22 protein-coding genes are annotated in these 23,155 nt (G+C 70.6%); 7 read left to right on the top strand and 15 right to left on the bottom strand.

Annotated elements, in window-relative coordinates; genetic code table 11:
* Positions 1-3 precede the first annotated feature (3 nt).
* Entirely contained in the window at positions 4-231 is a 228-nt protein-coding gene (locus AMK10_RS37420) for a hypothetical protein (protein WP_073747573.1), read from the top strand.
* Positions 232-250: 19 nt separating this feature from the next.
* Here the strand turns inward: AMK10_RS37420 and AMK10_RS11510 are convergent, their stop codons facing one another.
* From AMK10_RS11510 to AMK10_RS11495, 4 genes are all read right to left on the bottom strand, one after another.
* Entirely contained in the window at positions 251-532 is a 282-nt protein-coding gene (locus AMK10_RS11510) for a hypothetical protein (protein ID WP_073747572.1), read from the bottom strand.
* Positions 533-608: 76 nt separating this feature from the next.
* Entirely contained in the window at positions 609-1,544 is a 936-nt protein-coding gene (locus AMK10_RS11505; protein WP_073747571.1) for a hypothetical protein, read from the bottom strand.
* Positions 1,545-1,560: 16 nt separating this feature from the next.
* A complete protein-coding gene (locus AMK10_RS11500) occupies positions 1,561-2,493 on the bottom strand; it encodes a DNA-binding protein (RefSeq protein ID WP_073747570.1) in 933 nt (310 codons plus the stop codon).
* 279 nt (positions 2,494-2,772) lie between these two features.
* Positions 2,773-3,210: an ATP-binding protein gene (locus tag AMK10_RS11495; RefSeq protein WP_073747569.1), complete on the bottom strand. Its 438-nt coding sequence runs from the start codon at positions 3,208-3,210 to the stop codon at positions 2,773-2,775.
* A gap of 164 nt (positions 3,211-3,374) precedes the next feature.
* On the opposite strand from AMK10_RS11495, the gene AMK10_RS11490 reads away from it, so the two are divergent.
* Positions 3,375-4,253, top strand: a complete 879-nt coding sequence (locus AMK10_RS11490; RefSeq protein WP_073747568.1) for a helix-turn-helix domain-containing protein — start codon at positions 3,375-3,377, stop codon at positions 4,251-4,253.
* Positions 4,250-4,459, top strand: a complete 210-nt coding sequence (locus AMK10_RS11485) for a DUF397 domain-containing protein (protein ID WP_073747567.1) — start codon at positions 4,250-4,252, stop codon at positions 4,457-4,459. The genes AMK10_RS11490 and AMK10_RS11485 overlap by 4 nt, the downstream gene beginning before the upstream one ends.
* A 24-nt stretch (positions 4,460-4,483) precedes the next feature.
* Here AMK10_RS11485 and AMK10_RS11480 read toward each other — a convergent pair whose 3' ends face one another.
* The 8 genes from AMK10_RS11480 to AMK10_RS11445 all read right to left on the bottom strand — a co-directional run bounded on the left by AMK10_RS11480 (position 4,484) and on the right by AMK10_RS11445 (position 13,296).
* Positions 4,484-4,822 (bottom strand): hypothetical protein, encoded by a 339-nt coding sequence (locus tag AMK10_RS11480; protein WP_073747566.1) that lies wholly within the window; start codon positions 4,820-4,822, stop codon positions 4,484-4,486.
* A 105-nt stretch (positions 4,823-4,927) separates the two neighbouring features.
* Positions 4,928-5,827: an RNA polymerase sigma-70 factor gene (locus tag AMK10_RS11475; RefSeq protein WP_073747565.1), complete on the bottom strand. Its 900-nt coding sequence runs from the start codon at positions 5,825-5,827 to the stop codon at positions 4,928-4,930.
* 33 nt (positions 5,828-5,860) lie between these two features.
* Positions 5,861-7,063 (bottom strand): NAD(P)/FAD-dependent oxidoreductase, encoded by a 1,203-nt coding sequence (locus AMK10_RS11470; protein WP_073747564.1) that lies wholly within the window; start codon positions 7,061-7,063, stop codon positions 5,861-5,863.
* Positions 7,064-7,248: 185 nt separating this feature from the next.
* Positions 7,249-8,307, bottom strand: coding sequence for a LacI family DNA-binding transcriptional regulator (locus tag AMK10_RS11465; protein ID WP_073747563.1), 1,059 nt, complete (start codon positions 8,305-8,307; stop codon positions 7,249-7,251).
* Positions 8,292-10,019 (bottom strand): glycoside hydrolase family 13 protein, encoded by a 1,728-nt coding sequence (locus tag AMK10_RS11460; RefSeq protein WP_073747562.1) that lies wholly within the window; start codon positions 10,017-10,019, stop codon positions 8,292-8,294. The genes AMK10_RS11465 and AMK10_RS11460 overlap by 16 nt, the downstream gene beginning before the upstream one ends.
* Before the next feature lie 98 nt (positions 10,020-10,117).
* Positions 10,118-10,993: a sugar ABC transporter permease gene (locus tag AMK10_RS11455; protein WP_073748035.1), complete on the bottom strand. Its 876-nt coding sequence runs from the start codon at positions 10,991-10,993 to the stop codon at positions 10,118-10,120.
* A complete protein-coding gene (locus AMK10_RS11450; RefSeq protein ID WP_073747561.1) occupies positions 10,987-12,003 on the bottom strand; it encodes a carbohydrate ABC transporter permease in 1,017 nt (338 codons plus the stop codon). Before AMK10_RS11450 ends, AMK10_RS11455 begins: the two co-directional genes overlap by 7 nt.
* Positions 12,004-12,024: 21 nt before the next feature.
* A complete protein-coding gene (locus AMK10_RS11445) occupies positions 12,025-13,296 on the bottom strand; it encodes an extracellular solute-binding protein (RefSeq protein WP_073747560.1) in 1,272 nt (423 codons plus the stop codon).
* Positions 13,297-13,656: 360 nt separating this feature from the next.
* On the opposite strand from AMK10_RS11445, the gene AMK10_RS11440 reads away from it, so the two are divergent.
* Positions 13,657-14,700, top strand: coding sequence for a LacI family DNA-binding transcriptional regulator (locus AMK10_RS11440; protein ID WP_073747559.1), 1,044 nt, complete (start codon positions 13,657-13,659; stop codon positions 14,698-14,700).
* Positions 14,701-14,791: 91 nt separating this feature from the next.
* Entirely contained in the window at positions 14,792-15,775 is a 984-nt protein-coding gene (locus AMK10_RS11435; protein WP_382567755.1) for a phosphatase PAP2 family protein, read from the top strand.
* Positions 15,776-15,799: 24 nt separating this feature from the next.
* Here AMK10_RS11435 and AMK10_RS11430 read toward each other — a convergent pair whose 3' ends face one another.
* Positions 15,800-18,796 carry a bifunctional [glutamine synthetase] adenylyltransferase/[glutamine synthetase]-adenylyl-L-tyrosine phosphorylase gene (locus AMK10_RS11430; protein WP_073747557.1) on the bottom strand — a complete coding sequence of 999 codons (2,997 nt, stop codon included), beginning with the start codon at positions 18,794-18,796 and terminating at the stop codon, positions 15,800-15,802.
* A gap of 146 nt (positions 18,797-18,942) precedes the next feature.
* On the opposite strand from AMK10_RS11430, the gene AMK10_RS11425 reads away from it, so the two are divergent.
* Positions 18,943-19,467: a pyridoxamine 5'-phosphate oxidase family protein gene (locus AMK10_RS11425; RefSeq protein WP_073747556.1), complete on the top strand. Its 525-nt coding sequence runs from the start codon at positions 18,943-18,945 to the stop codon at positions 19,465-19,467.
* A 326-nt stretch (positions 19,468-19,793) separates the two neighbouring features.
* Here the strand turns inward: AMK10_RS11425 and AMK10_RS11420 are convergent, their stop codons facing one another.
* Complete coding sequence (locus tag AMK10_RS11420; RefSeq protein WP_073747555.1) at positions 19,794-20,579, bottom strand: putative protein N(5)-glutamine methyltransferase; 786 nt, start codon at positions 20,577-20,579, stop codon at positions 19,794-19,796.
* A 243-nt stretch (positions 20,580-20,822) separates the two neighbouring features.
* On the bottom strand, positions 20,823-22,322 hold the full coding sequence (locus tag AMK10_RS11415; RefSeq protein ID WP_198959696.1) for an MDR family MFS transporter: 1,500 nt from the start codon (positions 22,320-22,322) through the stop codon (positions 20,823-20,825).
* Between the two features lie 146 nt (positions 22,323-22,468).
* Here AMK10_RS11415 and AMK10_RS11410 point away from each other — a divergent pair, with 146 nt between their 5' ends.
* Positions 22,469-23,059: an acyl-CoA-like ligand-binding transcription factor gene (locus tag AMK10_RS11410; RefSeq protein WP_073747553.1), complete on the top strand. Its 591-nt coding sequence runs from the start codon at positions 22,469-22,471 to the stop codon at positions 23,057-23,059.
* Positions 23,060-23,155: the final 96 nt, after the last annotated feature.

Here is a 23,155-nt window from a genome sequence, read left to right as displayed (position 1 = left end):
CCTGTGACCAACGTCCGGGCGCACGGCGCTCTTCCCGCCCTCGCTGCGGTCCTTGCGGGCGCGATCGACGACGTACGGCCGGCGGAGGACGCCGGGACCGCTTACACCGCCGACTACGGCTGGCGCACACCGATCGCGAAGGGCGCCGCCCAGGCCGTCGTGGGCCTGGCGGTTGCGATCTGCCTGTATCTGGTCCTTCGCCCGGCAAGGGCGGCCGGGGTGCCGCGCTGAGGCACGCCCCCGGGCACCTTCACTGCATGGGGCTCCGCCTCGCCACGTACCGGCCGAGGGGCTGCTCACTGAAGATGGCTTCGGCGGTGGTGACACGGGCGGAGCGGAGCAGCCACCGGCGCAGGAGTTCCGGGTCGCGGCAGGCGGTGATCTTCTCCCGGGTGGTGTGGGCGACGTCGAGACCCCGCACTCGTAGAACGATCAGGATGTCTTCGGCGTAGCCCTCGGCGCGACCTTGGGCGCGGCCCTCTTCCCTGATCTCCTCGGAGAGGGGCGAGACGTAGAAGGAGAGATCGGCCACCAGGTTCCTCCACTGTGATGCCGACGGGCCGATGCCGGTACGCCGCGCAAGGCAACCGGCATCGGAGGACGCGACGTTACCGATCGGTGAGGGCTTCCTCGTCGAAGATCTGGTCGGACGTGGTGACGACCGCTGCGTTCGCCAGCCACCGACGGAGGAGCTCCGGGTCATCGCAGGTGGTGACCTTGTCCCGGGTGGTGTCTGTGATCTCGATGCCCCGGACACCCAGGATGAGCAGGATATTCTCGGCGCAATTCTCGACGCGGCCTTCTAGGCGCCCTTCGACGCGGCCCTCGACGCGGCCCTCGACGCGGCCTTCGTCACGGATTTCCTCGGAGAGCGGCGAGGTGTAGAAGGAGAGATCCACGGCCACCAGGTTCCTCCACTGTTGTGCAGCCGGGCGGTTGCCCAGGCCTTGTGCGATGAATTCGACGACGGGTCCAGCGATCGCTTCCGGTGTGTCGCGCAGGGCGACGGACATCGTCTTCAGTATCGCATCGACGTCCGGATTGTCAGCGTGTGTGATAGCAGCGAGTGTGGCGAGAGGCAGGTCCTTGCGGGCTTCGGCCACGTTCGTGATGACGGGCATGTTGTGCGGCCCCGCCACGAGGGGGCGGGCGGTCACGGTCGGGCACTGGGGCAGGCCGATGGTGATGGGCAGGGCCGCCCACGCGGCGGTCGCGTGGTCCTGGCAGATCACGAGGAGCAGGACGGGGAGCCGGTACTTGTTGTGGAGATACGTGACGTAGTACGGCCAACTGGCCTTCTTGCCGGGGTCCTTCTTCCCCTGGGCTTCGACGACGAGGAGGAAGGGACCGTCGCCCTCGGTCTCGATGCGCAGGAGCGTGTCCACGCGCCGTTCGAGCGGTTCGGACTCGGTGAGGTCGACGGTCAGCGGCTCTGCCGACACCAGCGGCGGCAGAGCCAGCCCGAGAACGTCGGAGAGCTGGGAGATGAGGCCGGGGTATTCCTGAAAGATGCGGTGCATCGCTTCGTGCGGTGCGCTGACCATAGGTTTCCGTTCGGGATCAGGCGGCTGTGGGCAGGTCGGTGCGGCAGTCGCGGCAGTGGCCGGGGTGGCGCGAGCGGAAGGCCCGGTCGCAGCGGTCACAGTTCTGGAGCGGGATGACGATCGCTCCGGGGCGTACGGGGGCCAGCTCGTGGGTGCCGGGGAGCGGAGGCGGCAGGAGCGCCGTGATCCGGTGCCGCAGGAGCTTGGCCGGGTGCTTGAGCGGGACCGGCAGGTCGTGGGTCAGGGCGCGGCGGACGGTCTCCGGGTCGGCGTCCCGCTCCAGCCAGGTGGCGACGCCTGGCGCGAGCATCTCGATGTCCCTTTCGGAGAGCACCAGTTGCGGCGCGTGGCGACGCAGGTCGGCGAGAATCGCGGCGGCCGTCCGCTGAAGCTCCGGGGTGAGCGCCTGCGGCTGCGGAAGCGGCGGGAGCGGCACCGTACGGGCCGTCGGGGACGGCACGGGGACGACCTCCGGCTGGTGTTCCGGCGCGGCTGGTGCGCACTGCGTCTGCGGCGCGGGCATGCGGGCGGGAACCGGCTCGGGCGCCGCCGTACTGCGTGCGGCCCGGGGCCGAGGGGCAACGGGGGCAGCAGCGGTCTCCGCGCCCGGCTGGTTGTACGAGACCGTGCGCGTCACGATGCGGCCGTCGGCAAGGCGTACACGGCTGCGATGCAGATAGCCCACCGCCTCCAACTCCCGCAGAGCGGCGGCGATCCGGGTCTCGCTCTCGGGGAACCGCCCGGCCAGATGCTTGATGCCGACCTTCGCTCCGGCGGGGAGCGACTGGATGTGCACGGCCAGGCCGATCGCCACGAGGGAGAGACCCCGGTGCTGTGCCAGGTGGTTGCCGATGACGGCGAAGCCCGCGCTGTGCCGGACGTTGCGGTGGATCACGCCGGACGTGACCGGCTGCGCACACGGGGGCGCGGTAATCTGCTGGGTACCCATCAGGAAGCGCTTCTTCCTCGGTGGTCAGGCCCTCGACCGGGATGCCAGTCCCGTCGGGGGCCGTCGCATGTCTGCGGTGGTCGGGGCGAGCATATGCCCGACAACACCTGCCAAATCCAGCTCAGTTGTCTTATGTCACCCGAGCGAGTGACGAAGCGTGCATGGGGGCGGGTTGGGTGGGGAAGGGTCATTTCCCTGGTTCTTCAAAGGCTTTAGACATCGCGAGGCACCGCGTCACGGCCCACCGGGTCGCGGGCACCCGCGACCCGGTGCCGGTGGTCACGGCGCTAGATCGACTTCCGCCCAGACCGTCTTGCGCGGAGTGGGCCCGACATCGACGCCCCAGCGGTCCGCGAGCGCCCCGACGATCAGCAGGCCCCGCCCCGTCTCCGCGTCACCGGCGGGCACGGCGAGGGCTCCGGGCGCGGGAGGCAGCCGGTCACCCCGGGTATCGGTCACCTCGATACGGAGCAGCGCCTCCCGGCGGACCGCGAGGCTCAGCCGGAAGTCCCGCCCCTGCACACGCCCGTGCACGGCCGCGTTGGCCGCCAGCTCGGCCACGATGTGCGCGGCAGGCTCATCGGGCAGCCCCCAGTCCCCCAGGTGCGCCGCGGCGAGCAGGCGGGCGAGCCTGGCGCCTCGACGCGTGGGAGAGAGCAGCACGGTGAACTGCCGCGTGGGAGCGGAATGTTCGGTTCGGGTGATTTCTTGGGTCACGTCACTCAGCGTGGCCCTTTTTGCTTACCGTGAAGAGGGACAAGCCGGTTACGTACGGTGATTGTCCAGTCCTTGTCCAGCGCTGTCCCGGCTGTCCCGGGTGACTTGCTGGGGACGACGGATGTTGTTCGGGAACGGCAGGGCGCGTCGGAAGTGGGGCACGGATGAGCGTGGATGAGGTCGGTACGCGGCACGAGAACGGCGGCACGGACGAGCCCGGCTGGGACGTCGATCCGGAGGACGAGTCGGGAGCGGCTCTGGTCTCGTTCGTGGGCCGACAGATCAAGGCATGGCGGGAGACGGCGGGCATGCGGGCCGGGGAGTTCGGGGCCGCGATCGGATACGGGGAGGACTTGGTCTTCAAGGTCGAGGGAGGTCGGCGCATTCCCCGACCGGAGTTCCTGGAGAAGGCGGACGAGGTGCTGCGGGCGGGCGGCAAACTCGCGATGTTCGGCAAGGAGATGGCGGAGGTCCGGTACCCGAAGAAGGTGCGGGACCTGGCGCGCATGGAAGCCCGTGCCGTCGAGGTCAGCGTCTACTCCAGTCACGCCGTCCACGGTCTTCTCCAGACGGAGCAACACGCTCGCGTGCTGCTGGAGGCGCGTCAGCCCGCCTACTCACGGGATGAGGTCGAGCGAGGCGTGTCCGCGCGTATCGCACGACGTTCCATCTTCGAACGAGAGCCGACGCCTTCTCTGAGTTTCGTCCAGGAAGAAGCCTCGCTACGGCGCCCCATCGGCGGGAGGATGGCGTTGCGGCTCCAGCTGGAACGCCTGTTGGAACTGGGCTCGTTGCGCAACGTCTCGTTGCAGGTGATGCCGCTGGACTGTGAAACTCATCCAGGCATGGGTGGTGACATCGAGATCCTCAAGTTCGGTGACGGCACAGCCGTCGGACGCTCCGCAGGAGCCTTCAACGGCCGTCCTGTGTCCGACCCGAAGCAGCTCAGAATCCTTGAGCTCCGTTATGGGATGATCCGATCCCAGGCACTCACGCCACGGGAATCGCTCGCCTTCATCGAGCAAGTGCTGGGAGAGACATGATCGACAAGCCCGCCGCCGAAGACTCCCGCGAGTTGGACTGGTTCAAGAGCAGTTACAGCGACAGCAGCAGCGGCAACGACTGCGTCGAGGTGGCGGCCTCGCCTGCCGCCGTGCACGTCCGCGACTCCAAGAACACCCCCGGCCCCCGCCTCGGCTTCACCCCCGCCACCTGGACGGCCTTCCTGACGTACGCCTCCCGACGCTGACCTCTCCGTGGCTGTTCGCGGGGGCTACTTCCAGACGACGGCCACGACTGCTGCGGCGGCCGTGAACGATGCCACGGCGAAGAAGGCCCACGGCCGCTTGTTGCGCATGCCGACCAGCGCGGTGACCGCCACCAGGACGTCCAGGGCCAGTTTCACCCCCATCTTCGCGTTGTCCACCGGCAGGTCCTGGGATATCCGGGTCCAGATGAGCCCCGCACCGGTGACCAGCTGGACGACCGCGCTGCTCACCATGTAGCCGCCGGTCACCGGGTCCTTCCCTCTCAGCTGGTAGAAGACGCCGCCCAGGAGCGCGGCGAACCCGAAGAGGTGGAAGACGAGGAACACATAGCGAAGGATCTCCATGCCAATGATCTCTTTCTGGATTCGGACGAGTTGATGTTTCTCCGGGCCGGCACGAGGTCCACTGCCGCGCCCGATTTCCCGCGCCGCAGATCGACTACGGGTGATTCACCGCAGGGTGAGCGGTGTCTCGGACGCGATGCGGGACAGCTTCTCCGGGTTGCGGACGACGTAGAGGCCGACGATGCGGCCGTCTTCCACGTGGACCGCGAGGATGCTGTCCAGCTCACCGTCCAGGTGGAGCGCGAGCGCCGGGCTGCCGTTGACCATGGTGGGGCCGAAGGTGACCGGGATCGTGTTCCTGCTGAGGCCGCCGGCCAGGAGGCGGGCCACCTTGTCGGCGCCGACGATCGGCCGTAGCGCGGCGTGCTTCACGCCGCCGCCGTCGCCCATGTAGACGACGTCCGGTGCGAGGACGTCGAGCAGTTCCTGAAGGCCCCCGCCCTCCAGTGCCCGTACGAACGACTCCACAGCCGCCCGCGTCTGGCGCTGGGTCACCACTGTGCGTGGGCGCCGGGCGTCCACGTGACGGCGGGCACGGTGCGCGATCTGGCGGACCGCTGCCGGGGTCTTGTCTATCGCCGCCGCGATCTCGTCGTAGCCGACGTCGAAGACCTCGCGCAGCACGAAGACGGCCCGCTCGGTCGGTGACAGCGTCTCCAGGACCAGCATCACCGCCATCGACACGCTCTCGGCGAGTTCGACGTCCTGGGCCACGTCCGGGGTGGTCAGCAGCGGCTCCGGCAGCCAGGGGCCCACGTACGACTCCTTGCGCCGGGACATCGTGCGCAGCCGGTTGAGCGCCTGCCGGGTCGTGATCCGGACCAGGTACGCCCGCTGGTCGCGCACCTGGTCGAGGTCGACCTCGACCCACCGCAGCCAGGTCTCCTGGAGGACGTCTTCGGCGTCGACCGCCGAGCCGAGCATCTCGTACGCGACGGTGAAGAGCAGATTGCGCTGGGCGACGAAGGTCTCGGTCGCCCGGTCGACGACGGGATCAGCACTCATGTGTGGATCATCTCCCCTTCGGCCGGCCCGGACCTAGGAAATCCGTTCGATGGCCGGTGCCTCGGCGCGTACGGCCTCCAGCGCCTCGCGGCGTCCGGCGCCCCCCTTCATGCGGTGCAGGCTGTACCCACCGGGCTTGTGCGCCTCGTCGGCCAGGTGCTTCACGATGCCCTTGCACACGGTCTCCTTCATCTTCGCGCCGAGGCGACCGTCGATGTGGAACCACACCGCGACGTCGGACCTGTTGCCGAACTGGAAGATGCCGGTGCCCCGGCCCAGGCTGATGCACTGGGCTCCGAACGACTGGTTGAGGGTCTCGGGCTGTTCGCCCGCCAGCCGGCTGAGGACCGTGTCTGCGGCCCGTGCGCCCAGCGGCATCGCCGTCTGACAGCTCATCCGCAGCGGCAGGCCCGACGGCGCCGCCGAGTCCCCGGCCGCGACGATGCGGTCGTCGTCCACGCTCCTCAGCGTCTCGTCCGTGAGCAGGCGGCCCAGGGCATCGGTGCTCAGCGCACTGCGGACGGCCAGGTCCGGCACGCCGAAGCCCACGGTCCAGATGGTCACCGCGCTGGGCAGCTCCCGGCCGTCGGCGAGCCGCACCGCGTCAGGCGTCACCGCCGTCACTTTCGTGTCGGCACCCTCCACGACCGTCACCCCGAGCGCCGCCAGCCGCCCGGCCACCGACCGCCGCCCCCGCCGGTGCAGGTACGGGCCGAGCACCCCACCGCAGACCAGGGTCACGACGCGGCCCTGTTCCGCCAGTTCGGCGGCGGTCTCGATGCCTGTCGGACCGGCTCCGACGACCGTCACCGGGGCCGGTGCGGGCGCGGCGTCGAGGACCGGCAGCAGCCGCTGCGCCTCCTCCAGGCCGGCGATCGGGTAGGCGAACTCGGCCGCACCGGGCACCTGCGGGTCGGCGCTGCCGCTGCCCACCGCGTAGACCAGGTAGTCGTAGCCCACCGCACCACCGCTCGCCAGCTCCACTTCGCGCCCGGCCGCGTCGATCCGCGTCACGCTGTCGACCACCAGCCGCACCCCCTGCGCCAGCACGTCCTGGTAGTCGACGACAGCGGTGTCGGTACCGCCCACCATCTGGTGCAGTCGGACCCGGTGGACGAAGGCGGGGCGCGGGTTGACCAGCGTCACGGTGACGTCGTCGCGCTGCGTCAGGCGATTGGCCGCCATGACGCCGGCGTACCCGCCGCCCACCACGACCACGTCGGTGTTCTTCACCATGATGGTGTCTCCCTCGTTTCGAGCGGTTCGAGCTGTTCGAGCTCAAGACACCACCTGCGCGGACCCTGTGACAGCCTGTGACCCAGTTCACTCGGACCGCCTCCCCCGCGCCTCCGGAAGGAACGCGGGTGCGCGAAAGGCCGGGTCCCCCCTCCGGACCCGGCCTCACCCGTTCATGCGCGCCCTCAGGCGCCCCGCACCGCCGCGGTTGATCCCCGTACGACCAACTCCGGCTGGAACACGTACTCCGTACGCTGCACGGGGCTGCCCCCTATCTCCTCCAGCAGGGCGCCCACCGCCGCCGCGGCCATCGCCTGCACCGGCTGGCGCACGGTGGTCAGCGGCGGGTCGGTGAAGGCGATCAGCTGCGAGTCGTCGAAGCCGACGACGGAGACGTCGCGCGGGACGTCGAACCCCCTGCCCCGGGCGGCCCTGACGACGCCGAGCGCCATCAGGTCGCTGCCGCAGACGATGCCGGTGCAGCCCGCGTCGAGCAGCGCGCCCGCGGCGACCTGGCCGCCCTCGACGCTGAACAGCGTGGAGCAGACCAGCAGTTCGGCCTCGTCGCGGTCCATGTCCAGCAGCGAGACCGCCGCGTCCACGAAGCCGTCGCGCTTGCGCCTGGAGGGCACATAGCGCTGCGGCCCGATCGCCAGGCCGATCCGCCGGTGGCCGAGCTCCGCGAGGTGGCTGACGGCCATGCGTACGGCGGCCTGGTCGTCGGGCGAGACGAACGGAGCGCTGATGCGCTCGTTGTAACCGTTGATCAGGACGAACGGCACGCCGCGCTCGGTGAGCGCGGCGTAGCGCGCGGGGTCCGCCGAGGTGTCGGCGTGCAGCCCGGACAGGAAGACGATCCCGCCGACGCCACGCTCGACGAGCTGTTCGACCAGCTCGTCCTCGGTGGCGCCGCCGGGCAGCTGGGTGCAGAGCACGGGCGTGTAGCCGTGCCCTGCGAGCACCTGCTCCACGGACTGCGCGAACGCCGGGAAGATCGGGTTGGTGAGCTCGGGCGTCACCAGTCCGATCAGCCCGGCACTGCGCTGCCGCAGCCGTACGGGGCGTTCGTAGCCGAGGATGTCGAGCGCCGCGAGCACCCGCTGACGCGTGGTGTCCGCGACGCCCGGCTTGCCGTTGAGCACCCGGCTGACGGTGGCCTCGCTGACCGCGGCCTGACCGGCGATGTCGGAGAGCCGCAGCGCCGGTCCGGTCCTGGGTGCGGGGACGGTCACACCGTCCACCACACCGTGGTGTCGGCGGGCAGCTCGACGGTGGCGCCGTCGACGGTCACCGGGGCGCTGGCGAGCAGCAGGGTGCCGGGGACGTCGACGCGTACCGGTGCGCCCGTCGTGTTGACGGTGCAGACGAAGCCGTCGCGGCCCAGGGCGAGCACGCCCTCGGGGGCGTCCAGCCACCGCACGTCCGTGCCGGCGCCGAGGCCCGGGTGCTCGCGCCGGGCGGCGATCGCGGCGCGGTACAGCTCCAGCGTGGAGCCCTCCACACCGGCCTGCGCCTCGACGGAGAGCGCGCCCCAGCTGTCGGGCTGCGGCAGCCAGCTGCCGCCGGCACCGAAGCCGTACGAGCTGCCCTCGCGGGTCCACGGGATCGGCACCCGGCAGCCGTCGCGGAAGCCGTCCTGGCCGTCGGCGCGGAAGTACGACGGGTCCTGGCGGGCCTCGTCGGGCAGGTCGGTGACGTCCGGGAGGCCGAGCTCCTCGCCCTGGTAGACGTAGGCGGAGCCGGGCAGCGCCAGCATCAGCAGGGTCGCCGCGCGGGCCCTGCGCAGACCGAGCTCCGGGTCGCCGGGGGTACGGATCTGGGTGCCCAGGCCCGGCGGGTTGGCGAAGCGGGTGGTGTGCCGGGTGACGTCGTGGTTGGAGAGCACCCAGGTGGTGGGGGCGCCCACCGGGCGCATCGCGTCGAGCGAGGTGTCGATGACGGCGCGCAGCGCGGCGGCGTCCCAGGCGGTCGACAGGTACTGGAAGTTGAACGCCTGGTGCATCTCGTCGGGGCGCACGTAGTTGGCGGTGCGCTCGACGGTGGGGGTCCACGCCTCGGCGACGAGGATCCGCCCGCCCGTCGCCCACCGCCGCCCTTCTGACGAAGGCCCTTCGGGCCCCTTGTTCTCGGGGTACTCGTCGAGGATGGTGCGCCAGCTGCGGTAGATCGCGTGCACACCGTCCTGGTCGAAGAACGGCATGACATCGTTGCCCAGGAGCTTGAGCTGTTCGTGCGAGCCGAGGTCGGGCAGACCCTCCGCCTTGACGAGGCCGTGGGCGACGTCGACGCGGAAGCCGTCGACGCCCATGTCGAGCCAGAAGCGCAGGATCGAGCGGAACTCGTCGGCGACCGCCGGGTGCTCCCAGTTGAAGTCGGGCTGCTCGGGCGCGAAGAGGTGCAGGTACCACTCACCGGGGGTGCCGTCCGGGTCGGTGCTGCGGGTCCACGCGGGCCCGCCGAAGATGGACTCCCAGTCGTTGGGCGGGAGTTCGCCGTCGGTGCCCTTGCCGGGGCGGAAGTGGTAGCGCTCGCGCAGGGCGGAGCCGGGGCCCTCGGCGAGGGCGCGCTTGAACCACTCGTGCTGGTCGGACGAGTGGTTGGGCACCAGGTCGACGATGATGCGCAGGCCCAGCCCGTGGGCCTCGCGGATCAGCCCGTCGGCGTCGAGGAGCGTGCCGAACATCGGGTCGATGGCCCGGTAGTCGGCGACGTCGTACCCCGCGTCGGCCTGCGGCGAGGCGTAGAAGGGGCTGAGCCAGACGGCGTCGACACCGAGGTCCCGGAGGTAGGGGAGCCGCGCGGTGACGCCCGCGAGGTCGCCCATGCCGTCGCCGTTGCCGTCGGCGAAGCTCCGTGGATAGACCTGGTAGATCACCGCGTCCTGCCACCAGCCGGTGCGGTGGCCCGGGGCGTCGTCGGACGTGCCGGTGGAGGGGGCAGCGAGGTGCTGGGTCATGTCGTCCCTGGGGTGTCTGGGTGGGGAGCGGCGCCGGGACCGGGTCGGGGATCCGGCGCCGCCGTGACGTTTGCGTACGGTCGTGCGGGACTGGTGCGTCAGCCCTTGACGGCTCCGGCGGACATGCCGGTGACCAGGTGCTTCTGCGCGAAGAGGAAGACCAGTGCGGCCGGGATGGCGATGAGCACGGACGCCGCGGTCATCGGGCCCCACTGGGCCCCGTACTGGTTGACGAACTTCTGCAGTCCGCCGGCGAGGGTGAGGTTCTCGTCGCCGACCATGAAGGCGGAGGCGTACGCCACTTCGCCCCAGGCGGTGATGAAGGAGTAGAAGGCGGTGACGGCGAGGCCGGGCTTGGCGAGCGGCAGGATGAGCCGCCAGAAGGTGCCGAACGGGGTGAGTCCGTCGACCTGTCCCGACTCGTCGATCTCCTGCGGGATCGTGTCGAAGAAGCCCTTCATCATCCAGGCGCAGAACGGCACCGAGATGGTGAGGTAGGTGATGACGAGGCCGGCCGGCTGATTGAGCAGGCCGATGTTCGACATGATGTTGTAGATCGGCACGATGAGGACGGCGACCGGGAACATCTGGGTGATCAGCAGCGTCCACATCAGGCCGCGCTTGCCGGGGAAGCGGAATCGGCTGACGGCGTAGCCGGTGGTGGCGGAGACGAAGACACCGATGACGGTGGAGAGCCCCGCGATGACCACGGAGTTGCCGAACCAGGTCAGGAACTCGGTGTCCTTGATCAGGTTCGTGTAGTTCTCGAACGTCGTCTCTTTGAAGAAGTCCGTCGTCGTCGCGAACTTGGCGGGCTTCAGCGAGGTCAGCAGGACCCAGAGCACCGGGAAGACCGCGATCACCGAGGCGACGATCAGGGTGAGGTGCAGGGCCACGGACGCGGCCGGCGAGCGGTCGCCGCGGAGCCGGGGCTTGGGGGCGCCGTGCCGGGCGGTGGTTGCGGTGGTCACCAGTTGTCTCCCTGCGTGCGGAGCACTCGCCGGTAGACCACGGCGAAGAGCATCAGGAGTACGAGGATCAGCACGCCCCACGTGGAGGACTGCGCGAAGTCGCGCGGGCTGATCTCGAAGGAGAATTTGTACGCCTGGGTGACCAGGATCTGGGTGGCCTCACCGGGTCCGCCGCGGGTCAGCAGGAAGATCACCGGGAACATGTTGAAGGTCCAGATGGTGGAGAGCAGGATCACCGTGGTGGACACCGGGCGCAGTCCGGGCAGCGTGATGTGGCGGAAGCGCTGCCAGGCGGTGGCGCCGTCCATCTCGGCGGCCTCGTACTGCTCCGAGGGGATCGACTGGAGTCCGCCGAGCAGGGCGACCATCATGAACGGGATGCCGAGCCAGACGTTGACGGCGATGACGGAGAACTTGGCCCAGGTGGGGTCGTTCAGCCACGGTATGCCGTCGATTCCGGCGCCGCCGAGGATCTTGTTGAGCAGCCCGCGGTCCTCGTTGTAGAGGAAGCGCCAGGCGAAGACCGAGACGAAGCCGGGGATGGCCCAGGGAAGGATCAGGGCCATGCGGTAGAAGGAGCGGCCGGCGATGCGCCGGTTGAGGATGTTGGCGAGAGCCATGCCCAGGCAGAACGTGATGCCCACGCAGGCGACCGTCCACACCAGTGTCCAGCCGAGCGTGCCGAGGAACTGACTGCCGGTCAGCGCGTCGACGTAGTTGTCCACGCCCACGAACTCGTAGGTGGCGGGCAGTTCGTTGACGCCGATGGACCGTGCGACGTTGCGCTCGTTGGCGTCGGTCATCGACAGCCAGATACCGCGGACCAGCGGGTAGCCGATGATCACGCCGATCACGATCACGACCGGGGCGACCATGGTCCAGGCGTACCAGTGGACCGACAGGGCGCGCCGGAGCCTGCTCGGTGGTGGGGGGTTACCAGTACCGCGGCTCCGGCCGCGGGCGACGTCGTCGCCCGCGGCCTTCGCCACCGACTGGCTGGTGTGGACAGCCATCAGTCGGCCTGCCTTCCTGAGTTACTTCCAGCCCTTGAGGAGCTTGCGGTAGGAGTCACCGGTCGCCTTGGCGGCCTTCTCCGGAGTGGTCTGGCCGGTGAGGACCTTGGTGTACTCGATGTTCAGCGGGGCGAAGAGGCTGCCGGTCTCGGGGATCCAGGGACGCTCGACGGCGGTCTCGACGACCGGCTTGAAGAACTGGACGATCTCGCTGTCCACGGCCTGGGCCTTGGAGTAGGCCGAGGTGCGGGTCGGCAGCAGGTTCAGGTCACCGGCGGTCTGGGCCTGGGCCTCGACCGAGGTCATGTACTCGACGAACGCGTAGGAGGCGTCGAGGTTCTTGGAGCCCGCGTAGACGCCGAGGTTGTGGCCACCCTGCGGGGCGCCCTGCGCGGCGGAGCCGGCCGGCACCGTGGAGATGCCGAGGTTCGCCTTGTCGGTGAACTCCTTGCCGGTGAGGGTGTCGGCCACGGCCCAGGGACCGTTGATCATCATGGCGACGTCGCCGTTCTTGAACGACTGCATCATGTTCTCCCAGCCGTCCGTGGCGTCGGTCTTCGCCGTACCGGAGTCGACGAGGTCCTTCACGACGTTGAACGCCTTGACGCCTTCGGCGCCGTCCACGGTGACGGTCTTGGAGTCCGCGTCGACCAGGTCACCGCCCTCGCCGTAGAGGAAGGAGAGGAAGTAGTACGAGTCGTCGCCGCGCAGGTAGAGGCCGGTCTTGCCGGTCTTGTCCTTGATCTTCTTGGCGACGGTCTTCAGGTCGGCGATCGTCGCGGGCGGCTCGACGCCGGCGTCCGCGAACATCTTCTTGTTGTAGAAGATGCCCATGGAGTCGATCACCTGCGGGACGGCGTACGTCTTGCCCTTGTACTTGGTCGACGCGGCGGCCTGGTCCAGGAAGTCGTCCTGGTCCTTGAGGGCCGCGGTGCCGTCCAGCGGGGCGAGGTAGCCGAGGTCGGCGAACTCGGGGGTCCAGGCCACCTCGGAGCGGATGACGTCGGGGGCTCCCGCACCGGCCTGCGCCGCGTTCTTGAACTTGTTCTGCGCCTCGCCGAAGGGCACGTTGACGTACTTGACGTCGACCTTCGGGTGCTCCTTCTCGAAGCCCTCGGCGAGCTTCTTGAAGACCTTGTCCTCGGTGCCGACGCTCGAGGTGTCCCACCAGGTCACCGTGCCGGAGAGCTCGCCCGAGCTCTTGCTGCCGCCGGTCTCGTCATCGCTGCCGCAGGCGGTCGCCGCGAGCGCCAGGGCCGCGACCAGGGCGGTGGCCGTTATGCCACGTCGCATCTGAACTCCTTCAACTGCCGTACCGCTCCGTCGCGGCGCCGGGTCGACGTGAACGTAACAAGGATGAAAGGCGACCGAAAGACTTTGCGGAAGATTTCTGCAAGCACCGCTGATCGTTACATTGGCGTGTCCTCAAGGTTGCCGTCAAGACTCTTGACGGAACCCCTTTCTCCCTGCCAATGCCAGGCCAGGCCCCTTCCCGGGCCGGTCGGGCGCCCTGTCGGGGGTATGCGGGCGGCACCCGCAAGGGCTTGCAAGATGTTGCCGCGTACGAGGTGGGGGGCGGCCACGGCGGGAGCGGGGTGCCCGGATTTCGCGCATGGTGGGCAATCCGACACGCGCCCGGTACAGTCCATTGCCATGACCGCACGGCTTGCCGATATCGCAACTCAGGCGGGGGTCAGCGAAGCTACGGTCAGCCGCGTACTGAACGGCAAGCCCGGTGTTGCAGCGGCCACCCGTGAATCCGTCCTCGCGGCGCTCGACGTCCTCGGCTACGAGCGTCCCGTGCGGCTGCGCAGGCGCAGCGCCGGCCTCGTCGGCCTGATCACGCCCGAGCTGGAGAACCCGATCTTCCCGGCGCTGGCCCAGGTCATCGGGCAGGCGCTGACCAGGCAGGGCTACACACCGGTGCTGGCGACGCAGACGCCGGGCGGGTCCACCGAGGACGAGCTCACGGAGATGCTCGTCGACCGGGGGGTCTCGGGCATCATCTTCGTCTCGGGTCTGCACGCCGACACCTCCGCCGACATGCAGCGCTACGAGCAACTGAGGGCCCAGGGCGTTCCCTTCGTCCTGGTCAACGGCTTCTCCCCCAAGGTGCAGGCGCCGTTCATCTCCCCCGACGACCGGGCGGCGATGCGGCTCGCGGTGACGCATCTGGTGGCGCTGGGGCACCAGCGCATCGGGCTGGCGGTCGGCCCCAAGCGCTTCGTTCCGGTGCTCCGCAAGATCGAGGGCTTCCACGCCACGATGCAGGAGCAGCTCGGTCTCACCGCGGACGCCGTGGAGGAACTGATCCAGCACTCCCTGTACACGCTGGAGGGCGGCCAGGCGGCCGCCTCGGCGCTGATGGAGCGCGGCTGCACGGCGGTGGTGTGCGCGAGCGACATGATGGCGCTCGGCGCGATCAGGGCGGCCCGGCGGCTGTCGGTGGAGGTGCCGAGGGACCTCTCGGTGGTGGGGTACGACGACTCGCCCCTCATAGCGTTCACCGATCCGCCGCTGACCACGATCAGGCAGCCGGTGACGGCGATGGGCCAGGCCGCGGTGCGCACGCTGCTGGAGGAGATCGGCGGCACGCCCGCTCCGCACAGCGAGTTCGTGTTCATGCCCGAACTGGTCGTACGTGGTTCAACCGCATCGGGTCCGGGCCCCTCTTCCGGGCCCAGGACGCGTGGGTAAAGTACCCGATGTGCGACCGGAACCCGACCGGAGGATCATCGGGCAGAGGGGGACGTATCTGGCAGACTCTGCGCCTATGGGTGAATCGCACGTGACCACACAGGAAGACCGCACGGCGGCCACCCCGTCACCCGTCGCGGATACGGCGACGGTGTCCGGTTCCACCCGGGCGGTCCCCCCGACGCGGAGCCCCCTGCGAGGACTGCGCGCGCTGCGTGTCCCCCGTCGGCCGCGCCTCTGGTTCGAAATCCTGCTCATCGCGGTCAGTTACTGGCTCTACTCGCTGGTGCGCAACGCGGTTCCCGAGCAGAAGGCCGCGGCACTGCGCAACGCCGACTGGATCTGGTCCCTCGAACACACGCTGGGGCTGGCCTTCGAGGAGGCGGTCAACCAGGCCGTCAATTCGGTGACATGGCTGATCGTGTCGATGAACTACTACTACGCGACGCTGCACTTCGTCGTCACCATCGCCGTGCTCGTCTGGCTGTTCCGCCGTCATCCGGGCCGTTACGCCGCCACCCGTCTGATCCTCTTCGCCACCACGGCGGTGGCGCTGCTGGGTTACTACCTCTTCCCGCTGGCCCCGCCCCGGCTGATGAACGGCGGCGCCTTCATCGACACGGTGATGCTGCACCAGACCTGGGGTTCGATGGCCTCGGGCAACTTCAAGCACATGTCCAACCAGTACGCGGCGATGCCGTCCATGCACATCGGCTGGTCCCTGTGGTGCGGCCTGACCATCTGCGCCCTGGCCAGTGCCCCCTGGGCGCGCATCCTGGGCCTGCTCTACCCCGTGGCGACGCTGGTCGTGATCGTCGCGACGGCGAACCACTTCTGGCTGGACGCGGTGGGCGGCATGGTGTGCCTGGCCTTCGGCATCGCGCTCTCGTACGCCTGGTACGGGTCGCTGCCCCACCGCCTGCCGAAGCGGGTGCCGTCCCTGGACAGGGCCCGCGCCCGGCTGCGCCTGCGCCGGCCGAGCAAGGCGGCCCCCGCGCCCGCGGGGGCTTCCGCGCGGGTGTCCGAGCCCAGGGCCCAGACTCCGCAGGCCCGGGCGGCGGCCGAGGAGTCCTGAGGCGGGGCGCCCGGACCGCGTCCCTCAGCCGGCCGCCCCGTAGAACCGCTCCTCCACCACCGCGCGGGCCCGCCGGGTGATCCGCCGGTAGTCGTCCAGCATGTCCCCCACGTGCCCGGGCTCGTAGCCGAGGTAGCGCCCCACGGCCGTCAGTTCGCGCGGGTTCGAGGGGAACGTGTCGCCGGGCCGCCCCCGCACCAGCATCACCGCGTTGCGCACCCGCGAGGCCAGCACCCACGCCTCGTCCAGCGTCTGCGCCTCCTCGGCCGGGATCAGCCCCGCCGCGCACGCCGCCGCCAGCGCCTCACGCGTGCGCGGGGTCCGCAGCCCGGGTTCGGACCAGCCGTGCTGCATCTGCATCAGCTGCACCGTCCACTCGACGTCGCTCAGCCCGCCGCGCCCCAGCTTGGTGTGGAGCGTCGGATCGGCGCCGCGCGGCATGCGTTCCGACTCCATCCGCGCCTTGAGCCGCCGGATCTCCCGCACCGCGTCGTCCCCCAGCCCCTCCACGGGGTACCGCAGCGGGTCGATCAGCTCGACGAAGGCGCGTCCGAGCGCCTCGTCCCCGGCCATCGGATCGGCGCGCAGCAGGGCCTGGCTCTCCCAGACCAGCGACCAGCGCCGGTAGTACGCCTCGTACGACTTCAGGGTCCTCACCAGCGGCCCGGTCTTGCCCTCGGGCCGCAGGTCCACGTCGATGAGCAGGGGCGGGTCCGCGGTCGGCAGCTCCAGGAGCCTGCGCATCTCCGTGACGACGGTGTTGGCGGCACGGGTCGCCTCCTCGTCGCTGACCCCCTCGCGGGGCTCGTGCACGAACAGGACGTCCGCGTCGGAGCCGTATCCCAGCTCGTGCCCGCCGAAGCGGCCCATGCCGATGACGGCGAACCTCGTCGGCAGGGTGTCGCCCCACCGCTCGCGTACGGCGGCGCGCAGGGCGCCGGAGAGCGTGGCGGCGTTCAGATCGGTGACGGCGGAGCCGACCCGGTCCACGAGTGCGCCGGGATCCGTCTCCGCCGGGCTGTCCTCGGTGCCGTACGAGCCGATGATGTCGGCCGCGGTCGTGCGGAACAGCTCCCGGCGCCGCACCCCGCGCGCCACCGCGACGGCGGCCTCGGCGCCCGGGGCCCGGCCGACGGCGGCCAGCACCTCCTGCTCCAGGTGCTCCCGGCCGCGTGGCTTCAGCCCCTCGGGGTCGCCGAGGATGGCGACGGCCTCGGGGGCGCGCATCAGCAGGTCGGGGGCGAGCCGTCCGGCGGACAGGACCCGGGCGAGGTTCTCGGCCGCGGCCCCCTCGTCGCGCAGGAGCCGCAGATACCACGGGGTCTTGCCGAGGGCGTCCGACACCTGCCGGAAGCCGAGGAGCCCCGCGTCGGGGTCGGCGGAGTCCGCGAACCAGCCGAGCAGCACCGGCAGCAGGGTGCGCTGGATGGCGGCCTTGCGGGAGACACCCGAGGACAGGGCCTCCAGGTGCCGCAGCGCGGCAGCGGGGTCGGCGTAACCGAGGGCCTCCAGCCGGACGCCGGCGGCCTTGGCGCTGAGCCTGCTCTCGCCGGGCGCGAGCTGGGCGACGGCGTCCAGGAGCGGCCGGTAGAACAGCTTCTCGTGCAGCCGCCGCACCACGGAGGCGTGCCGCCGCCAGGCCCGGTTGAGCTCGGCGACCGGGTCCGTGCGCAGCCCGAGGGAGCGCCCGAGCCTCCGGAGGTCGGCCTCGTCCTCGGGGACCAGATGGGTGCGGCGCAGGCGGTAGAGCTGGATGCGGTGCTCCATGGCCCGCAGGAAGCGGTAGGCCTCGTCCAGCTGCGCGGCGTCCGCCCTCCCGACGTACCCGCCGTCGGCGAGCGCCCGCAGGGCCTCCAGCGTGGAGCCGGAGTGCAGGGTGCTGTCGCTGCGGCCGTGGACGAGCTGGAGGAGCTGTACGGCGAACTCGACGTCCCGGAGCCCGCCGGGGCCGAGCTTGAGCTCCCGGTCGACGCGGTCGACGGGGATGTTGTCGACGACGCGGCGGCGCATCTTCTGCACGTCGCCGACGAAGTTCTCCCGCTCGGCCGCCTGCCACACCAGGGGCGACACGGCGTCGACGTACTCCGCGCCGAGTTCGGGGTCGCCCGCGACGGGTGTGGCCTTGAGCAGCGCCTGGAACTCCCAGGTCTTCGCCCAGCGCTGGTAGTAGGCGAGGTGCGAGGACAGGGTCCGCACCAGGGGGCCGTTGCGGCCCTCGGGGCGGAGGTTGGCGTCCACGGGCCAGATGGTGCCCTCGACGGTGGTGTCGGAGCAGATCCGCATCAGATGGGCGGCGAGCCGGGTCGCGGCCTGCATGGCGCCGTTCTCCTCCGCGCCGTCGAGGGGCTCGCCCACGAAGATCACGTCCACGTCGGAGACGTAGTTCAGCTCGTGCCCGCCGCACTTGCCCATCGCGATGACGGCGAGCCGGCACTGTGCGGCGTCGGAAGGGGCCGCGGCGCGGGCGATGGCGAGCGCGGCCCGCAGGGTGGCCGTGGCGAGGTCGGCGAGCTCCGCGGCGACCTGGGCGACGTCGGTCGTCCCGCACACGTCGCGGGCCGCTATGGACAGCAGGGACCTGCGGTAGGCGACCCGCAGCGAGTCCGGGTCGACGGCGTCGCCGAGCATGTGCTCGAACTCGCGCACCCCGGGGTGCAGATCGGTGGCCTCGTAGGTGACGAGCACGTGCCAGTCGCGCGGGTGCCTGGCCAGGTGGTCCCCGAGCGCCTCGGACGCTCCGAGGGCCCCCAGGAGCCGGTCCCGGAGCGGCTTGGCCGTGACGAGGGTGTCCAGCAGGACCCGCCGCTCCTCGGGCTCCTCGGCCTCGACGAGCCGTACGAGGCTGTGCAGGGCCAGATCAGGGTCGGCGGTGGCCCCGAGGGCGTCGAACAGCACGGGATCGGCCCGTACGGAGGAGAGCTCGGGCAGATCCAGCAGCCGTTCGGCGGCAGAGGGGTCGGTGAAACCGTGCCGCAGCAGTCGGGTGAACGTACTGCTCCTGCGTCCCGGCACCGTCGTCATCCCGTGTCTCCTGCCCGCCGATCACACATATCCGCCCTTCGAGCCTAGCCCGCGCCGATGAAATCCGAGCGGGCGCGGAGTCCCCACCTCGGAGCACGATCGTCGAAAAGCCCACGCGCACCGCCGTAACGAACCTGGAGCCCGTCATGCCGGAGAAGAACACCGCTGTTCCCGAGACCGTCCTGGACCCGCACTACAGCGGGGAGGACGCCGCCGCCCGCCCCTGGGCGGAGGCGGTCGCGCTGCTGGAGGGCGCGGAGCTGTACTGGCTCTCCACGGTCCGCCCCGACGGCCGCCCGCACGTGACCCCGCTGATCGGCATCTGGTCGGACGGCGCACTGCACTTCTGCACGGGGCCTTCGGAACGCAAGGCGCTCAACCTGGCAGAGAACCCGGAGGTCGTCCTGACCACCGGCGCCAACACGCTGAACGAGGGCCTGGACGTGGTGGTCGAGGGCCCGGCGGCCCGGGTGACGGACGAGGAGCGGCTGATCGGGCTGGCCGAGGCCTGGGAGGCGAAGTACGGCGCGGACTGGCACTTCGGCGTCACGGACGGGATGTTCTCCAACGGCGCGGGCGGCCGTGCGCTGGTCTTCTCGGTGACCCCGCGCACGGCCTTCGGCTTCGCGAAGGGCGAGCCGTACGGGCAGACCCGCTGGCGCTTCGCCTGAGGCGCCCGGGGGCCCGGGAGGCCGGCACCCGGGCCCGGGGCGGGTCGCCCGGCCGCTCGGGGCGGGTCCCCGGCCGCTCGGGGCGGGTCCCCGGCCGCCCGGGGCGGGTCCCCGGCCGCCCGGGGCGGGTCCCCGGCCGCCCGGGGCGGGTCCCCGGCCGCCCGGGGCGGGTCCCCGGGCCGGGTACCGGCCAGGGGCCTGGCCGGCACTCATCGGCCCGGGTTGCGGCGACGACCCCGGCGTGATGTCTCAGGCCCGGGTCGCGGCCCGCGACCTCGGCATGGGGCCTCAGGCCCGGGTTGCGGCAGCGACCCCTGCGTGGTGCCTCAGGCCCGGGTGCCGATCACGACGGTGGCGTACAGCTCCTCGGAGGCGACGACGCGGGGGATCAGTCCGCTGCCGCCCACCGTCTCCTCGGCGCGCGCCGCCTGCCGTTCGCTCGTCTCGACCAGCAGGCTGCCTCCCGGGGCCAGCCAGTCGGTCGCCTCCGCGACCACGCGGCGCATCACGTCGAGTCCGTCGCCCCCTCCGTCGAGCGCCACGCGCGGCTCGTGGACGCGCGCCTCGGCGGGCAGCAGCTCGACGTCATCGGTCGGTACGTACGGCACGTTGGCGAGCAGGATGTCCACGCGTCCGCGCAGCGAGCCGGGCAGCGGCGCGAAGAGATCGCCCTCGTAGACGGTTCCGAGGCCGCCCACATTGCGCCGGGCGCAGCGCACGGCGGCGGGTTCGACGTCCGCGGCGTGCAGTTCGACGTCCGCGAGCGACGAGGCCAGTGCCGTGCCCAGCGCCCCGGAGCCGCAGCAGAGGTCGACGACGACCGGCGCACCCGGAGCGAGGGCCGCTGCCTGGCGTACGAGGAACTCCGTACGCCGCCGTGGCACGAAGACGCCCGGGTCCACCGCGATGCGCAGCCCGCAGAACTCGGCCCAGCCCAGCACGTGTTCGAGCGGCAGCCCGGCGGCGCGGCGCTCGGCCATGGCGGCGAGTTCGGCGGGGTCGGCCGCCGCGGAGAGGAGGAGCTCCGCCTCGTCCTCGGCGAAGACACAGCCGGCGGCACGGAGCACGGTGACGAGGGAGGAGAAGGTGAGCGGTGGGGCGAATTCCTGCATGGTGCGGAGCCTTTCGGGATGAACCGATGGGCGCTCCGCGATCGCTCAGGCCTGGTCGGCCCTACGACGGCGAGGGGTGAGCGCCCAGCCTGCTGAAGCGGTAATGGGTCTCACCTCCTGGGTCGGTCCCGGTCTCGGGACGCGTCACACTACCGGACTCCGGCCGTGCGGACACGACTCCGCCCCCGTCACGTCCGTGGCGGGGGCGGAGTCGTGTCGTCGGCGCTCAGCCGGACCCGCGGCTCACAGGTCCACGCTGTCGCGCAGCTTCGTCGGCGTCAGGAAGAGCGACGCGACGACACCGATCACCGCGATACCGGCGGAGATCAGGAAGATGTGTCCGGTCGCGTCGCCGTAGGCCGCACGCACCACTTCCTGGATCTGCGGCGGCATGGCGGCCACGTTGAGCGTGGAGCCGCCCGACGCGGAGGCGGCGGGGTCGATGCCCAGCTTCGCGAGCCCTTCGGCGATCTTCACGGCGACCTGGTTGGCGAGCACGGCGCCCAGCACGGAGACGCCGATGGTGCCGCCGAGCGACCGGAAGAAGGTGATCGCCCCGCTGGCCGCGCCGAGTTCGGAGAGCGGCACGGTGTTCTGGAGGACGAGCACGAGGTTCTGCATCGACATGCCGACACCGATGCCGACCGCGAGCATCCCCAGCGACACGATGACCAGCGAGGTCTCGTGGTCGATGGTGGACAGTCCGAGGAAGCCGAGGGCCAGCACGACGACGCCGGTGACGATGTACGGCTTGACCTTGCCCGTCCTGGAGACGAGCCGTCCCGCGACGGTGGACGAGACGAGCACGCCGAGCATCAGCGGGATGGTGAGCAGCCCGGCCTCGGTCGGTGAATTGCCCCGGCCGATCTGGAAGTACTGGCCGAGGAAGACCGCGCCGCCGAACATCGCCATGCCCACCGCGAGGCTCGCGACGATGGCGAGGGCGGGGTCCCGCCGGCGTACGACGTGGAGCGGTACGACGGGCTCCTTGACCCGCGCCTCCACCATGACCGCCGCGCCCAGGATCACGACGCTGCCGCCGACCATGGCGAGCGTCTGCCAGGAGATCCAGGCGAAGTCGTTGTCGACGAAGGTGACCCAGAGCAGCAGCAGGCTGACACCCGCGGCGATGAGAGTGGCGCCGAGGTAGTCCACCTTCGCCTCTCCGCGGCGCACCTCGGGAAGGTGCAGGGTGCGGGTCAGGAGCACGAAGGCGACGAGAGTGATCGGTACGGCGATGAAGAAGCACCAGCGCCAGCCGAGCCAGGAGGTGTCGGTGATGAACCCGCCGAGCAGCGGCCCTCCGACGGTGGCGACGGCCATGACCCCGCCGAGGTAACCGTTGTAGCGGCCCCGCTCCTTGGGGCTGATCATCGCGGCGATGATCACCTGGACGAGCACCTGGAGCGCGCCCATGCCCAGGCCCTGGATGACACGGAAGCCGATCAGCTGTCCGGTGGACTGGGCGAATCCACAGGCGATCGACGAGATGACGAAGAGGCCGATGGCTATCTGGAGCAGCAGCTTCTTGCTGAACAGGTCGGCGAGCTTGCCCCAGATGGGCGTCGAGGCCGTGGAGGCCAGCAGCGTCGCGGTGACCACCCAGGTGTACTGCGACTGCGTGCCGTTGAGCGAGCCGATGATCTGCGGGAGGGCGACCGAGACGACCGTACTGCTGATCATCGCCACGAACAGCACGATGAGCAGCCCGCTCAGCGCCCGCAGCACATGACGGTGATCCATCGGCGCGACGCCGGTCGGCGCTGCCGTATCTGCGCTCACGCGCAACCTCCGGAAGATTCGAGAGCCAGGGAGAGCCTTCATCATACATGCACATTGGGCAATTTTGCTCACTGTGCAAGTTTTCCTCGGCCGTAGATAATGGCCCCATGGAGAGCCCTGTGGGACTGCGGGAACGCAAGAAGGCCGCCACCAGGCAGGCCGTGCACGAAGCGACGATGCGGCTGACGGTCGAGCTCGGTTTCGACCATGTGACGGTCGAGGCGGTCGCCGACGCGGCCGGGATCTCCCGCAGAACCTTCTCCAACTACTTCACGAACAAGGAGGACGCCCTCCTCTACGGCGAGGAGCAGATGATCGGCTCGCTGGTCCGGAACGTACGGAACCGCCCGGCGGACGAACCGGCCTGGACGGCGCTCAGGGCGGCGGTGGCCGAGTTCTCGGCGGACGCCGCGCCGCCCGAGCGGGAGTGGGCGGTCCGCACGAGGCTGGCCCTGCGCCACCCCTCGCTCCTGGCCCGCCAGCTCGCCAACCACGCGGCGCTGGAGCGGGATCTGGCCGACGCCGTGGCGCTGCGCGAGCCCCCAGGGAGCGGCCCGGTGCGCCCGGTGGTCCTGGCCGCCGCGTTCCTCTCCTCGGTGCGGACCGCGATGCGCACCTGGATCGAAGAGGACCTGACGCGGGGGCCGGGCGAGGTCATCGACGAGATCCTCGACGAGATGGGCCGGGCCTTCGACTGAGGGCCCGCCCTCGGCGCGGTGACCGACGGCGGATACGCCCCGCACGGAGGCCGCTTCCTCTCCCGCACCCAGGAGTGTACGTTCGTACATACATAA

Source organism: Streptomyces sp. CB02058 (assembly GCF_001905505.1).
GTDB lineage: Bacteria > Actinomycetota > Actinomycetes > Streptomycetales > Streptomycetaceae > Streptomyces.
Note: the sequence above shows the minus strand (reverse complement) of the source record. Positions and strands in the feature narration are given on the sequence as shown.